The following is a 14,932-nucleotide window of genomic DNA, read 5'->3' on the forward strand; positions in this document are numbered from 1 at the left end:
CCATTAATATGAACTCATTCATCATAAATGAGTCACTTGAGTTGGGTCGAGTAGTGATTAAATTTTGCTGACGACTTGTTTGAGTTAGACCCAATGAATGATAAGGTTGGGAGCTATTTTATCATGCGCAACCTAAAAATCACCTATACAGGGAGCTACTGTGTCGACGACCTACTTTTCTGATTTTAAACTCTTTTTTGCCGCTATCATTGTCAGTGTTGGCATGATGGTGTCTATTTCTGACTCTGCTGCTCAAACAGCACCAGAAAATGAGGGAAACGATCATTATCAGGTTCTGGCTGACATGCTGGCAGATCCAGCCAGTCGTGATGAATTGATTGCTGAGTTGCGTCAGCTCTCGGATAAGAAGCAGACCACGACAAACGATTCTACGAATAAACAAGACGCTCAGCCGAAAGATACAAATCAAGACAGCGTATCTACTGAGGTGGCTAAAAAAAGTCAATCCGTCGTCGAAAGCATTGTCACGACGCTAACGGGTAGTTGGACGGCTATGTCGGAACTGGCATCGGGTCAGAGCAAAAAAATCGTCGCGTTTTTTGGCTTGTTGATCCAGCTGGGATTGGTGGTAGCCGCTACGGTTGGTGCCTATATCATCTTAAGAGTTTTAGCCCGCTTTTTATTTAAACGCGCCGATAGATTGGCTAACGCTGACACGAATGTGCATCCACTTGTGGTGAAAGCGACGGCGATCGTGTTATCCGTGTTGACGGATGTCATTGTTGTTGCCATGGCGTGGTTGGCAGGCTATGGCGTTGCTTTGTTGTTTATTGGCGAAGTTGGAAAAATCTCAGTCAGCCAAACTTTATTTCTGAATATATTTATTGCTGTAGAGCTATTTAAAGTCGCGTTACGTGCCATATTTTCCGGCCGTGAAGACAGCATGCGGTTACTACCCATGAAAGCCAAAACAGCACGTTACTGGAATGGTTTCCTGGCTGTTATTGTCAGTTTTGTCGGGTATGGCGTGTTGTTTTTAGCACCGCTGGTGGGGACCAACTTATCTGAAAACTTAGGCGATCTGTTTAATCTATTCATTGTGCTCGTCACCGTCGCCTATGCACTGACAATCGTCATTAGACAACGCCTTCAGGTACGTGAAAGTCTGGCTGAGGTCGCCAAACAATCCAACTTTGCTGCGACACAGGTGATGTTAAGAGTATTGTCTCGAAGCTGGCACTTGTTTGCGATGGCCTATTTTGTGGTGATGGGGGTGGCACTGCTTATTAAGCCTGATGAGGCTTTACCCGAATTACTGATGGCAACCCTGCAAACAGTACTTGCTGTGTTTATTGGTATGGGCATTATTGCTCTACTGGAAATGACCGTTGGCAAAGGTATCCGTGTTCCCGCCGTAATTAGTTATCGATTGTCGACCTTTGAGACACGTTTAAATAACTTTCTCCCGACCTTGAATAAGGTACTAAAGGTGCTCGTGACGATTATGGTGATCAGTGCCATTTTCGATGCCTGGGGCGCGGTTGATTTGCCTACATGGTTAGCGTCACCGGCAGGAACACAGATACTGAGTACAGTGATATCTGTCTTGTTTATTCTGACGGTATCCATGTTTCTATGGATGGTGCTGGCTAGTTGGATAGAGCATCGCCTCAATCCGGAAGAAGGAAAAGGTGAACCCAGTGCCAGAGAAAAAACCTTATTAACCATTTTCCGCAATGCCACTGCGATCACAATCATTGTGATGACCACGATGATTGTGTTGTCTGAAATAGGTATCAATATCGGTCCGCTGATTGCCGGTGCTGGCGTTCTGGGTTTAGCGGTTGGCTTTGGTGCTCAAAAGCTGGTTCAAGATGTGATTACGGGTGTTTTTATTCAAATGGAAAATGCGATTAATGCCGGTGATATCGTTACCGTGAGTGGTTTGACCGGTGTTGCTGAAAAACTCACTATTCGCTCACTGGGACTACGTGATTTATCTGGTACTTACCATGTCGTGCCATTTTCTGCTGTTGATACGGTATCGAACTATATGCGTGAGTTTGCTTACCACGTCGGAGAATATGGTGTGGCTTATCGTGAAAATACGGATGAGGTCATCATTAAGCTGCGTGAAGCCTTTGCTGAGTTATTAGCGGATGATGAGCAACGAGCAAACATTCTGGAGGATGAGCTTGAAGTCCATGGGGTCACAGCACTGGCTGACAGCTCGGTGAATATTCGGGTCAGGATCAAAACCTTGCCTGGTAGCCAATGGTCTGTAGGGCGGGCTTATAACCGTCTGGTTAAGCAATACCTGGATGCAGCGGGTATCGAAATTCCATTCCCACATCTTACTTTGTACTTCGGTGAAGATAAGAATGGGGATGCACCAGCAATGCCAATGCGGATGATTAATGAGGTGGAAGTGGTCAACGATGCTCAAAAAACTGCTGAGAAAGAGACCAATCAGAAAGCCTTAAAGCAACCTAAGAAAGCGGAAAGTAACCCTTCAAATAAAGGTGATTTTGATGACGGCGAATAAGCCGTTATCAGATATGCGGATGGATAAGCGCCTTTAGGTTAATCACGGCAGTGCATTGCTGACATCGACTGGCAGCAATGCGCACTGCTTGATTCGCTGCTTTATAATTCTGACTAAAATAATGTAGGGAGGCGGTCATTAAAGGATCAGTTTGATAGCTTAATAATAGTTCTTCAATGATTAACGCCAGATCGGGATCGGCTTTGAAATAGCGTAAGTCATCAATATCAGACAACAACGCTTCTTCCATAATATAAGCACCGGTTTTCACATTACCTGATAATGCCGTACTCAATGCAAAGCCCACCCGCGGCAAAGCCGCATTTGGTTGAGATTGCATGAGCGATTCGAAGGCATATCGTGCGGTATCGATCTCGTAATGACTCAATGCATCCCACGCGTCACTCTGGGTTAAACCTGAACGAGTATCTGAGCGATAGTTGTTAGCCGTATCATTCCTTATGATGATTGAGTCACTAGCAGAGTTGGAGACGGCGTAGCCTGTAGCCGAGTAGAATATAATCCCGTTAACGCCTCTATAGCTAAGACCTCGTGGTGGCTGATAACGCTTGTGGCCATCACCATGATAGGGGCGGTGATTGTAGCGATGCGGTTTGTTGTTATGACGCGGTTTGGGTGTTAGCCCAAACGATGGGTGACCACTAATCCCGTAGGAGTGATGTTGGCCTCTATGACCTTTCGAGGAATAAGTGTCTCGCCGCACTGAATGATCACGTTGTTTGTAGTGATGTAAGCCATCAGCATTGTTACCGTATGATCGTGGAGACTGCCTGGACTGATGAGTTCGACTGGAATGACTCGATAAAGCGCCGCCGCTTTTTCCTCTGTATTGGTAGACGTGTGGATCGCCGGCATTATTATTAAACGAGCTGGCATTATTATGACTACGCTTAGCGCCGGTCATATTTTCTGCCTGACTGCTGGTGGTCACTAGACCTAGTGCCAACAAGCAGGCTAGATATAATGCATTTTGCTTTTGTCTGAACATGGATGAGCGCTCCGCCCAAGGCTGTATAAGTAATGACTGTTTAAGACATTATTGGTTCAGCCATACAATGCAGGGTTGCGGTGAGTTAGCTTAATCAGGCTTTGACAAACTGACCCGTGCTGGCATCTGACATCAGGGTTTTCAGGTCAGCTGCTTTTAAGCCAAGTGCATAACCGAGCACGCCACTACCAATGACAACCGATTCAAACTGGTTCACACTCTCGTCAAATAACACTTGAATAGTGTCGGGCAGCGCAATAGGAGGGACTGCGCCCACCACATAGCCGGTTGCTTCAGGTACTTCATCAAACTCAGCCATGCGTAACTTTCGTTCATCGAGATGTTTACGCAATGTGCCCCAGTCGGCACGACCACCCCCGGCGACAGCCAGTAACACGAATTTATCTGAGCCAGTGCGAAACAGCAGGCTGCGAACCACTGATTTGGGATCGTGACCTTGATTGCTTAACAATTCTTCCAGGTTTCGAACGGGCTTTTTGTCTTCAGTCAGAGGAATCTCTATCACTTGATAATCGATACCTTCGGCATCAAGTAACGTTGTCACAGGGGAAGAAATTGTATCGCTCATTTAGCCTCCAGCTACGTTCTTTTCATCTATAGAATTGATCACAGCATACTGCAAAATGTCACTTGATTCAGGACTGTCTGAGATGCCAAGTCGGCGTTTGCTTGTGATCAATAATGCCATGTTTGATTAACCAAGCATGCGCATCTTCGGCATCGTTTTCAAACCAGGCTTTGGCGCTGCCAAGCCGAAACGTGTAGCCCCAACGATCCATATCTCTGAGCATACGGGCACGCCCTAACTTTGATACAAAGCCTGCTAAGACGATCTGTAGGTAACACACGCCATTCTCTTCATCAAAATCACCCTCAGCATCAGTGTGAAGCGCCTGACGGCGTTCAGGATCCATACAGATGTAATGACAGGCTTCATGTAATGCAGAATGCACCGGCGTATCCTGTCGCAGATATAATTGATGTCCGATTAATCCCGCTTCTCTTTCGCCAAAAAAGCTACCAGGAATCGTGTCGGTATCGGCAAGGGAGATGACCTCAATATCATAGCGAGCAAGTAAGGATGATAAGGTTTGTTGAAGTTCGAGATGGCAGTTGATGACATCGGTGGGATCAGACACGACGGCTGTCACCCACAATATGATTCACTACGAGACCTGCCAGGGTTAAGCCAAAAATCGATGGCATATAACTGACCGTGCCATTCACTGCCCGCGCACGGCCACGACTGACCGGTTCAGGTGGTAACGGCGGTAACGGGGACTCTGTTGAATAGACAGTTTGAATGCCGCGACCTACACCTCGTTTACGCAGTTGTGAACGTAATTGTTTAGCGAGCTTGCACATGCTGGTATCCATCAAGTCACCAGTACGAACCTGTGTTGGGTCCAGCTTGCCACCGGCACCCATGCTGGCAAATACCGTTAGATCATTACGCCACGCCGTTTCAAGTAATGCAGATTTACTACTCAGACTATCAATTGCATCTACGATGACATCATAGCCTTGTGCCAGCACGGCAGGGATCGAGTCTGGCGTGAGAAATTCGGTCAGTAAGGTTAACTGACAGTCAGGGTTAATATCCTGAATGCGTTGTGCCATAACATCGGCTTTGAGTGTACCGACGGTAGATTTTAGTGCCACCAGCTGACGGTTCATATTTGAGCCAGAAACCACATCATGATCAACAAGGGTCATTTTGCCTACGCCCATTCTGGCCAGAGCTTCCGCAGTAAAAGAGCCAACGCCGCCCATGCCTGCAAGAAACACATGACTTTTTTGCAATTTGGTGATGCCCTCATCACCAATCAGAATATGGGTACGCTCAAAAAGCGGGTTGGAATGTGCCATTAGAAAACCTCAAACCACAGAAATATGATGCGTATTTTCTCTGATATTGAGTCTGCTTGGCAAAGACTCTATTTTTGAGGCCTGAACGCCTTTACTTTTTGTGCCAACTCTTCGAGTAAAAGTGGTTGTTCATGGCGATAGCGTATATGACTATAAAGTGTTGTGATTTGATGAATCTGAAGCTGATAATCAGGTAAGGCATATTGCGCTCGCAGAGCAAAATCATGCGGACCTTCATAATCATGTTTTGTTAATCCGAATTTTGCCATTTTGCGACAAAATGTTTGATATAAGGCAACAGCGGGGTCACTATCCCGGCGGCGATATAATGAGGCGAGAACCATCACCAAACCACTCAAAAGCAGTAATGACGCCAACCAGATTGTCATTTTTTTCCAGTCTGGATTATTCATTCCTAGTTTGGATAAGACTTGCTTTTGAATTTGGGGGCCATAACCCACAACCCAAATGTCCCATGAATTATTGAAGGCATCCCAATTATTTTCCATATGTTGCCAGAGCTGGGTTAAAGCATCACTTTGGGAGAGAATTCTGGGGGAGTTACGTTCATTTGGGAGAAGCCCGGATATCCCTTGTTCTACCCGTTGGCTGGATACAGCAGAAGTCGGGTCAATACGAATCCAGCCCTGATCTTTGAGCCAGACTTCGGTCCACGCATGCGCATCACGTTGACGAACGGTCAGCACATTATCGACCGGGTTAAGATCACCACCTTGGTAGCCAGTGACAATGCGAGCAGGAATATCTGCAGCACGCATCAGCACAGTAAAACTGGCCGCATAGTGCTCACAAAAACCTTCCCGCGAGTCGAATAAAAACATATCAACGATATCACCACTGAGTTGAGGTGGTGTGAGGCTATAGACAAAGTTCTGGGTATTGAAAAAACGTAATACGCGATCAATGTAGTCGCGTTTATTGTTGGTTTCTTGTTGCCATTTTTCCGCCAATGCCAGCGTTTGTGGATGTTTATCTTTGGGGAGTTGGAGCGCTGCCCAAAGATTGTTATCGCCTTCAGCGTTGAAACGATAATCGGTGCTCGAGGAGAGCGCATATTGACTACGGTTTTTTATTTTACTTTGACTATTTAGACGACCATCTGAACTCAGGTAGCTTGGAAATGACGTCGGCTTTTGGGTGGGGAAATCTAAGGCGAATAACCAGCGCTTATTGTGGGGCTCTAGCGTCATGCTATAACTAAACTGACTGCCTGAATGCGTAATTTGAGGGGACTGTTTATTGACGTGCTTCGGTGCCAAAGGCGACCAAACAGTGCCATCTGTATGCCATAACACAGGTCCCCGCCAATACAGTTGTGAGGATGGCGGGATGGTGTCATTTTCAAACTGGACGCGAAATGCGGTTTCGTCGGATAGGATCAGTTGACTGATTTTACCCATTTGGATGCTGTCGCTTATTCCACTGGTGCCAGTGCCTGAGGGAATTTCGCCCAACGTGATTTGCTCAGTCATGGTTGTGGTGACAGCGCTATTGGCATCTTTAGGTAAACCCCAAATAGGGCCGGGGATACGAGGGAACAGTAAGAAGAGAAAAAGCATCACAGGCATCGCCTGAAATACCATTTTAAGCGCTAAACGAAGACGCTGTTTAATACCCTGTACATCGTGAGAGCTGTTAACACTGACTAAACAACTGGTGAGGAGGATGATCACAGCGAACATCAATACAACCATCATCAGGCTTTCACTGTAAAAGAAGTTGGTAATAACCAAAAAGAAACCCAGAAAACAACTTACGTAGTAGTCACGTAAAGAACGTATTTCGACCACCTTAAATGCCAGCATAATCGTCAGCAAAGCGGCACCCGAATCGCGCCCGATGGTGAGACCAAACTGTGTAAAAATTAAGACGATGGTGAGTGCTGCGCCACCATTATGTAAGACTTTCAACCAGCGGCTTGCCGCAGGGAGAGGCCAACCCCGGTAACTATGTAGCAAACGCCAACTGATCATCACCACAAACATCAAACCCACCCAGAAAGGCTGGTAAATAAAGTGTGGAATCGCCCCCAACAACAAGGCAACGATCAAGCTGTTGATATGGTGATGATCAGGCGAAAAATCTGGTTTAGTCATGATATAAGGCCAGTGACTTTAAGCAGTGATGCTGATGTGTTTTACCACTATCGGGTTCAATGCGTGTGCCGGGGATATCAAGCCCGTAGAGATAGCCGCCGGTTTCAGCCTGGAGTAGCCACTGACAAAGTTGAGATAACTTGCTTTCGAGATCAATGATGTCACTGACATCCTGCCAGCTTAACCATAATTCGTCGCCTTCAGGGCTGGCAAAGTGTTTGCTGCGCATAACATCATCCCGCGCCATCGCTTTCCATGCGATGCGATGCAGTGGCTCTCCCTTCCGGTAGCGGCGCAGTCCGGCAAACTCTTCATCTCCCGTTTTGGGTCTGTACTGTGCCTGTTTTCCGAGCCCTTGGTGCATGGGGAGCGAGCGAGTGCCTTTTGCTTGTGGATAAACCAACACTTGTGCCTGTTGTGAGTAAACCGTCCAACTGAAAAAAATCCCAAGTGGATAGTTACTTGAGAGTCTCAGTTTGTTGATAGGCTGCCAGCCGCGAGTGAGGGCAGGGATGGTAATAGAGCAGCTATGATTATTGTTAGCACTGATATGTTCAATGGTATGTAAAGGATTGAAGGCTTTTATAAATTGCCATCGAGGTAAGTCTTGTTTGTGTTGATGTGCGATAGAAATATGGAAACTATCACGATCATCTTGATTAATGACATTCAGCATGAAGCGAGCGTGTTGTAGGCAAAAAGTCGGCTCAATTGCGGTGATTGAAATATCAAGATCGCGAAGGTTACGATGGCTATGATGCATAGCCACATGGCCAAGGCTGGCAAGCAGAAAACATAAAAGATGACCCAGACTATTGTCGTAATTAATCGCGCCCAGCAGCATCAATAGCAACAAGCCAGCATAGCCGTAGCCATAACGCGTAGGAATCATATAAATCCGCTGAGTACGGCTTTTTTGCCAGCGCTGCCAAATTTCCCTGATTACTGCAGTCATTTTCTATGGAATCGGAACTTGATGAATAAGCTGTTCGACCCAATCCTTCGCATTGTCGTCGTCACGGCGTTGCAGACGGTGGGCGACGATACTGGGTAATACCGCCTGAATATCCTCAGGCAACACATGGTCACGGTTTTCAATTAAGGCCCAAGCCCGCGCAGCGTGAATAAGTCCGAGTCCAGCTCGAGGCGACAAACCGGTATGATAATGCCCCGAGTCTCGGGTATGCGTCAGGATACGTTGCACATAGTCTACTAATGCTGTTGAAACATGAACTTGAGCTGCTGCTTGCTGAAGTGCTTCTAATTGATCCGCACTGATAACCGCTTCCAGTTTTTGAAGTAGTGAACGACGATCTTCACCCAATAACAATGCGCGTTCGGCTTTGGCATCTGGGTAACCCAGTTCGATACGCATTAGAAAGCGGTCAAGTTGTGACTCGGGTAGGGGAAACGTTCCGATTTGATTCATCGGATTTTGGGTTGCGACGACAAAAAAGGGTGATGAAAGATTATATGTTTCGCCTTCGACGGTCACTTGTTGTTCTTCCATCGCTTCCAGTAATGCGCTTTGTGTGCGAGGAGAAGCACGATTGACTTCATCAGCCAAAATTAATTGCGTAAAAATTGGACCAGGGTGAAAGTTAAAGCGATTGGAGTCACGCTCATAGACCGATACGCCAATAATATCAGCAGGCAACATATCACTAGTGAACTGTATTCGTTGAAAGCTGAGACCTAAAGCACTAGCTAATGTGTGGGCAAGGGTCGTTTTACCGACGCCGGGCAGGTCTTCGATTAATAGGTGCCCTTTAGCGAGCAGGCAGGTGAGAGCAAGTTTTATGGGATGATTTTTACCGAGAATAATATCGTTGATGCTAGCTAATATTGCTGAAAGTTGCGTTTGGGGCATATTTAATCCTGTGCCAAGTTGCCAGTTTTTCCGTAGGTTTATAGTGCCAAGTTCCTACAAGACATGCTAGGTTTAACATGGTTCATCGAAAACGGATAAAAAAAGGAAAAATTCATGGCAAATGAAGGTTATCACGAGCCGGTTTCAGAATTGTCTGATGAAACCCGCGATATGCATCGAGCAATTACATCATTGATGGAAGAATTGGAAGCGGTCGATTGGTATAACCAACGTGTTGATGCTTGCAAAGATCCTGAGTTGAAGAAAATTCTTGCACACAACCGTGATGAAGAAAAAGAACATGCGGCAATGGTGTTGGAATGGATTCGTCGTCGTGATGCAAAGCTGGATGAAGAATTAAAAGATTACTTGTTCACCGAGGGTGAAATTGGTCATCACCATGACTAATTTAAAAGCCGAATAATTGCTTACAGTTACGCGTGGTGGCTGTGGCGATTTGAGATCGTGTCTCACTTCGAATCTCTGTGAGTGTGTCTAAAATGATAGGGATCATTTCAGGCGTGTTGCGTTCACCTTGATGTCCGGCTAATGGCATGTCAGGTGCATCGGTCTCTAAAACGATAGAGTCCATGGGCAAAGCTTTAAATAAGCCTTGTAGTTTTTGTGCTCGCGGGTAGGTCAATGCCCCCCCGACACCAAATAAAAAGCCAAGCTTGTGATAAAACTCAGCCTGCTGCAGGCTACCGTTAAATGCGTGAACAATGCCCCCTTTAAGCGAATGCTCGCGTAGCACTTTTAGGACTTCATCGTGCGCTTTTCGCACATGCAAAATGACGGGTAACTCAAATTTTTCAGCAAGCTTAATCTGGGCTTCAAATAACGCCATTTGCGCCTTTTTATCATGACCAGGAAGGTAATAATCGAGACCAATTTCACCTACAGCGATAGGTTGATAGTCATTAATGGCCCAGTCTAACGCTTCTACATCGCTGCTTTGGTGTTCATGCATAAACATCGGATGTAGCCCCAAAGCTAAATGTAGCATCGAATTTTGGGCACAAATGTCTATTAATCGGGGCCAGCTGTTGTGAGTAACGCCAGGCACAATGATATCCCTGATTTCCTGCTCGACACAGCGCGATAAAACGGCTTCACGGTCGTGATCGAAAGTGTGAAAATCCAGGTGGCAATGGCTATCAATTAAATGCAACATGGGGCTACCTTTATTGAAAAAAAGGGATCATCATGTCTGAATTCGTGCATCCGGCCAGTCAAGCACACGAGCGAGTGATGTTTAATCTGGCTTTATTTCATTTTCTGGTGCCTGCAGTATTATTTGGCACTGAAAATCTCTGGCTGATCTTTGGCTTATCCTTACTGGGATCGGTTCTTATGATAGCCTCAATTGCCAGAAAGGCATACAGCAAAAAACTAAAAACTGAATTAGAACAAGCACATTGGCAACTTGCTTGGCACCGCTGTCGATTATTGCTGGTCTCATACCTGATTGCAGCGGCGTTATTTGGTGTGAGTTGGGCAATCTTGCAATGGCAAAGTGATGACTCAATGCGAATGATACAGCTAGCCATAGCGGGATGGTTCTGCTTATTACCGGTATCGCTGGTTATTATTTGGTTGATTATTGCCGAAACTAGCGCATTAGCACAGGCAAGAAAAGGCATTATGCCCGATAAAATGAAGCTTTGATTATCGTGTGATGGGTTGGCTGATGGCAAGCCCTTCACCGCGAGGATCACTGGCCGCCTGTACCTGTTTTGTCTGTTTATTGACTGTAATCAACTGCATATCACCATACTGCCGGTTAAGCATCTTTATACGATGACCTCGTTCTATCAGTGCCTCTAACTGAGTATCTTCAAAGCCCTGATTTTCGACTTGCACCTCGTCGGGTAAATATTGGTGATGGAAACGGGGAGCCGCTGCGATGTGTTGTGCAGTTCTACCCTCAATAAAGTCAAGCACACTGAGCAACACCATGCTGATGATGCGGCTGCCACCGGGTGTTCCGGTGATGAAAATAGCGTCATCATTTTCAACGAATGTCGGTGACATACTGGAAAGTGGGCGCTTATAGGGCGCGATAGCATTGGCTTCATTACCTACCAGGCCATAGACATTAGCTGCCCCGACTTTGGCTGAAAAATCATCCATTTCATCATTGAGTAATACGCCAGTACCCTCGGCAACAAAGCCTGAACCAAACGGATAGTTAATGCTCAGTGTTGCCGCTACTCGATTACCTTGATCGTCGATGATGGAGAAGTGCGTCGTATTTTCGCCTTGAGGATTACGATGCTCAACAGCTTGGCTGGCACTGGCGTGATACTGATCAATATCCTGGCTCAGTTGTTTTGCGTAGGCTGGATTCGTCAAAAAAGCAGGCACGGTAACAAAGTCGCTATCACCGAGATAGCGGCTACGCTCACGATAGGCCCGGCGCAGGCTTTCGATTATTAGATGGTGTTTCTGCGTGTCATCGGCTTGTGTTAAATCGAACTGTGCCAGTTGATTTAAAGCGAGCATCAAGACAATGCCGCCGGAAGAGGGTAAAGCGGCAGAGGTAATGTCATAGCCTTGATAGTGGCCTTGAACGGGGGCTCGTTCTTTGATTTGGTAGCTAGCGAGATCGTTCAAGCTCCAAATACCACCATGTTGTTTCACTGATGAAACAAGTTTGTTAGCGACATCACCAGCATAGAAGCCTTGCTGCCCTTTGTCGGCTAGCTGTTTTAATGTGTGTGCTAAGTCTTTTTGTTTGATAAGGCTGCCAAGTTCTGGGACTTCTCCGTCCTTCAGAAATATCTCAGCGCTGGATGTGAACTGGCTTAAAATGCTATGCCGAAATTGCGCTAAATATTGATAGCCTTCGCTCACGGCAAAGCCGTTTTCTGCGTACTCAATGGCTGGTTGTAAGCTTATGCTCAGGGGTAAGTGACCGTATTTTTGGCTTAGGTGCACCATCGCGGCAGGCACGCCGGGGATGCCGGCTGCGAGTGGACCATTCAGTGCGGTGTTTGTCTCAAACTCGCCCGTTTGGTTCAAATACATATCACGATGAGCGGCGCCCGGCGCCATTTCACGTCCATCGATCATAAGCTGCATTTGGTCGTGCTCACGATGCAGTAGCCAGAAACCTCCACCACCCAAGCCTGAACCTGCTGGCTCTACTACGGCTAATGCTGCGGTGACGGCAACGGCAGCGTCAAAGGCATTACCACCACGGTTGAGAATATCAAATCCCGCCTGCGTGGCCAGTGGATGCGCACTGGCAATAGCGGCATGATGCGTATTTGCCCAACTCAGCGACGCACTGACACAGAGGAAAAAGACAAAAAGGTGTCGCAGCATAATTTGCCTTACTATTGTTTCTTAGCCGCTAGCTGATCCTGTTCGCGACGACGACGTTTTTCAGCTCGGTGCAATTCTGCTGTTTCAGCTGTCTCGATGCCAATATGGGCTTCGCCTCTGAGTTTGGCCAATTGGATTTGTTTTTCACGTTCAGCAAAGCGGGCTTTTTGCTCTTCACTGGTTTGTTCATAACAATGCGGGCAACTGACGCCTTTTTGGTAGAGCGGGCTTTGTTTGTCTTGTTCAGTAATTGGCAGTCGGCAGGCATGGCACTGGTCATAATCGCCTTTTTCCAATTGATGATTTACGGTGACGCGATCGTCGAACACAAAACAATCACCTTCCCACATTGATTCCTGTTCGGGCACATCTTCCAGGTACTTAAGAATGCCACCTTCCAAATGATAAACTTCGTCAAAGCCCTGTTCTTTGAGGAACGCGGTGGATTTTTCACAGCGAATGCCGCCAGTGCAAAACATCGCGACTTTTTTATGTTTGTTTGGGTCAAGTTGAGATTTTACGTAGTCTGGAAATTCGCGGAAACTCTCTGTTTTTGGATTGACGGCATTTTTAAATGTACCGACCTGAACTTCATAATCATTTCGCGTATCGATGAGTAATACGTCGGGCTCAGAAATTAACTGATTCCATTGTTGTGGTTTGACGTAAGTGCCGACTGCTTGCTTGGGGTCAATGCCATCAACGCCCATAGTCACAATTTCTTTTTTTAGCTTAACCCGCGTACGCATAAAAGGTGGTGAGTCGGTGAAAGACTCTTTATAACTGATAGGCTGAAGACGTTCATCTTGCTGCAAATACTCAAGCAAAGCATCAATAGCAGAGCGCGAACCCGCGACGGTGCCATTAATCCCTTCTTTTGCCAGTAACAACGTGCCGCGAACGTCACGCTCAAGCATAAAAGTGAGGAGTGGCTGTTTTAGCGCTTGGTAATTATCTAAAGTGACAAACTTGTAGAGCGCACAGACAACTATCTCAGACATGGTTTTTCCTGAATTAAACTTTTAAAACGTTATTTTACTTGGATTTATATCACTTGTCCGCCTGTGATAGCGCAGATGTGAATACCTGTGACAGATTCAATTTTCTTTTTTAGTCAGCAGCGTTATGATTAGCTGATTAAGGCTCAGCGGATGAACTGTAAACTCAATCACATTGGAGTGAGTAAATATGGATGAGCGGGAGCAGCTAAAACTTAGTAATCAACATTGGCAAGATGACGATTCGCGTTGGCAGCAGGAGATTTATGACTGGCAACATGAAACGCAGCGATTAGTCGCCTTGTTGTACATGATGGAAAAAGCCTTACCCGAACATTCTTTGAAGCTTGAACAACATAAGCATCGTATCGATCGCCATAATCAAGATTTGTCTCATTACTATCGCGGACTGGTCAATCTAAATACGTTGGATGACAGTAATGTCTCAGATATTTCTCAACAACGAAAGATTCACGATCGCATGGAAAAAAGTCATAGTGCGATGCGCAAGGAACACGACAAATTCAGTCAGGAATACCAAAAGAAAATGAGTCATTTTCGCGATTTGGCGCAACGTCTCATCGACGAATTAGAAGCGGTCGCTGACTAACCCTGCCAATTACGAACGCGACCGGTGTCAATATGAATAAAGTCGGAGCCTGGATAATAGCCTACACCACCCACTTTCAGGTTTAATGCCGATTTTTGTAGCTCGTTTAACTCTCTACCCGGCAACCTGACATCAATGGCTTTACCTTGCATATGCAGACTTTTCTTGGCAACACCATCACTGTTTTGTCTTAACAGTGCATTGGTTTTGGGCGAACGGTAACCAGAAATGACATGAAAAGGTTGTTTACCAAGCATTTTGTGATGCAGCAGGTTAAGCATTTCAATCAAGTTGCTATCAATATCGTTGATATCACCGGTACGATGATCACGTAGAACACGATTGATAGCCGCTAATTCACTAGATTGATATTGACCTTCAGCCCAGTAAGTGGCTTTTACGTGTTCACCAGTGTGAAGGTTGAGCAGGGCGATACTACGTTCAGGTTGCTTCAGCATATTGGCAAAGGCATTTGGCATCGCCAGTGAGGCCGTGGCACCGATGCCTATCTGCAAAAGACGTCTTCTGAATTGACAGGTTTCACTATCAATGGCGCGTCCCTTGCGGATTATTTTTGCCGACATACGGCCCCCTGATGGTTG

The 14,932-nt window shown here is 46.2% G+C and carries 15 protein-coding genes; 4 read left to right on the plus strand and 11 right to left on the minus strand.

Annotation, left to right across the window (positions count from 1 at the left end; translation table 11 throughout):
- The first annotated feature begins 160 nt into the window (after positions 1-160).
- Complete coding sequence (locus tag MDMS009_RS04370) at positions 161-2,506, plus strand: mechanosensitive ion channel domain-containing protein (RefSeq protein ID WP_008290617.1); 2,346 nt, start codon at positions 161-163, stop codon at positions 2,504-2,506.
- A gap of 7 nt (positions 2,507-2,513) precedes the next feature.
- Here MDMS009_RS04370 and MDMS009_RS04375 read toward each other — a convergent pair whose 3' ends face one another.
- The 7 genes from MDMS009_RS04375 to MDMS009_RS04405 form a co-directional block, all read right to left on the minus strand.
- Complete coding sequence (locus MDMS009_RS04375; protein WP_008290528.1) at positions 2,514-3,515, minus strand: hypothetical protein; 1,002 nt, start codon at positions 3,513-3,515, stop codon at positions 2,514-2,516.
- A 94-nt stretch (positions 3,516-3,609) separates the two neighbouring features.
- The gene (locus tag MDMS009_RS04380) at positions 3,610-4,104 is read right to left on the minus strand and encodes an aminoacyl-tRNA deacylase (protein ID WP_008290680.1); all 495 of its coding nucleotides are present in this window, start codon (positions 4,102-4,104) and stop codon (positions 3,610-3,612) included.
- Positions 4,105-4,171: 67 nt separating this feature from the next.
- Complete coding sequence (locus tag MDMS009_RS04385) at positions 4,172-4,675, minus strand: hypothetical protein (RefSeq protein WP_008290681.1); 504 nt, start codon at positions 4,673-4,675, stop codon at positions 4,172-4,174.
- Positions 4,668-5,405 (minus strand): tRNA threonylcarbamoyladenosine dehydratase, encoded by a 738-nt coding sequence (locus MDMS009_RS04390; RefSeq protein ID WP_008290594.1) that lies wholly within the window; start codon positions 5,403-5,405, stop codon positions 4,668-4,670. The genes MDMS009_RS04385 and MDMS009_RS04390 overlap by 8 nt, the downstream gene beginning before the upstream one ends.
- A 68-nt stretch (positions 5,406-5,473) precedes the next feature.
- Positions 5,474-7,522 (minus strand): transglutaminase TgpA family protein, encoded by a 2,049-nt coding sequence (locus MDMS009_RS04395; RefSeq protein WP_008290682.1) that lies wholly within the window; start codon positions 7,520-7,522, stop codon positions 5,474-5,476.
- Positions 7,515-8,477: a DUF58 domain-containing protein gene (locus tag MDMS009_RS04400; RefSeq protein ID WP_008290605.1), complete on the minus strand. Its 963-nt coding sequence runs from the start codon at positions 8,475-8,477 to the stop codon at positions 7,515-7,517. The genes MDMS009_RS04395 and MDMS009_RS04400 overlap by 8 nt, the downstream gene beginning before the upstream one ends.
- A 3-nt stretch (positions 8,478-8,480) precedes the next feature.
- Positions 8,481-9,392 (minus strand): AAA family ATPase, encoded by a 912-nt coding sequence (locus MDMS009_RS04405; protein ID WP_008290646.1) that lies wholly within the window; start codon positions 9,390-9,392, stop codon positions 8,481-8,483.
- A 114-nt stretch (positions 9,393-9,506) separates the two neighbouring features.
- Between MDMS009_RS04405 and MDMS009_RS04410 the strand changes: the two genes are divergently transcribed.
- On the plus strand, positions 9,507-9,800 hold the full coding sequence (locus MDMS009_RS04410; protein WP_008290535.1) for an encapsulin-associated ferritin-like protein: 294 nt from the start codon (positions 9,507-9,509) through the stop codon (positions 9,798-9,800).
- 1 nt (position 9,801) lies between these two features.
- On the opposite strand, the gene MDMS009_RS04415 is transcribed toward MDMS009_RS04410, so the two are convergent.
- Positions 9,802-10,566, minus strand: a complete 765-nt coding sequence (locus MDMS009_RS04415) for a TatD family hydrolase (protein ID WP_008290647.1) — start codon at positions 10,564-10,566, stop codon at positions 9,802-9,804.
- A 32-nt stretch (positions 10,567-10,598) separates the two neighbouring features.
- Here MDMS009_RS04415 and MDMS009_RS04420 point away from each other — a divergent pair, with 32 nt between their 5' ends.
- Positions 10,599-11,060: a hypothetical protein gene (locus MDMS009_RS04420; RefSeq protein WP_036314224.1), complete on the plus strand. Its 462-nt coding sequence runs from the start codon at positions 10,599-10,601 to the stop codon at positions 11,058-11,060.
- Here MDMS009_RS04420 and ggt read toward each other — a convergent pair whose 3' ends face one another.
- A complete protein-coding gene (ggt, locus tag MDMS009_RS04425; protein ID WP_008290611.1) occupies positions 11,061-12,722 on the minus strand; it encodes a gamma-glutamyltransferase in 1,662 nt (553 codons plus the stop codon).
- 11 nt (positions 12,723-12,733) lie between these two features.
- Complete coding sequence (gene trhO, locus MDMS009_RS04430; RefSeq protein ID WP_008290632.1) at positions 12,734-13,723, minus strand: oxygen-dependent tRNA uridine(34) hydroxylase TrhO; 990 nt, start codon at positions 13,721-13,723, stop codon at positions 12,734-12,736.
- Between the two features lie 187 nt (positions 13,724-13,910).
- Here trhO and MDMS009_RS04435 point away from each other — a divergent pair, with 187 nt between their 5' ends.
- Positions 13,911-14,330: a hypothetical protein gene (locus MDMS009_RS04435; protein WP_008290539.1), complete on the plus strand. Its 420-nt coding sequence runs from the start codon at positions 13,911-13,913 to the stop codon at positions 14,328-14,330.
- Here MDMS009_RS04435 and MDMS009_RS04440 read toward each other — a convergent pair.
- On the minus strand, positions 14,327-14,914 hold the full coding sequence (locus MDMS009_RS04440; RefSeq protein WP_008290663.1) for a YcbK family protein: 588 nt from the start codon (positions 14,912-14,914) through the stop codon (positions 14,327-14,329). The genes MDMS009_RS04435 and MDMS009_RS04440 overlap by 4 nt on opposite strands.
- Positions 14,915-14,932 lie beyond the last annotated feature (18 nt).

This window comes from Methylophaga thiooxydans DMS010 (assembly GCF_000156355.1).
Lineage (GTDB): Bacteria > Pseudomonadota > Gammaproteobacteria > Nitrosococcales > Methylophagaceae > Methylophaga > Methylophaga thiooxydans.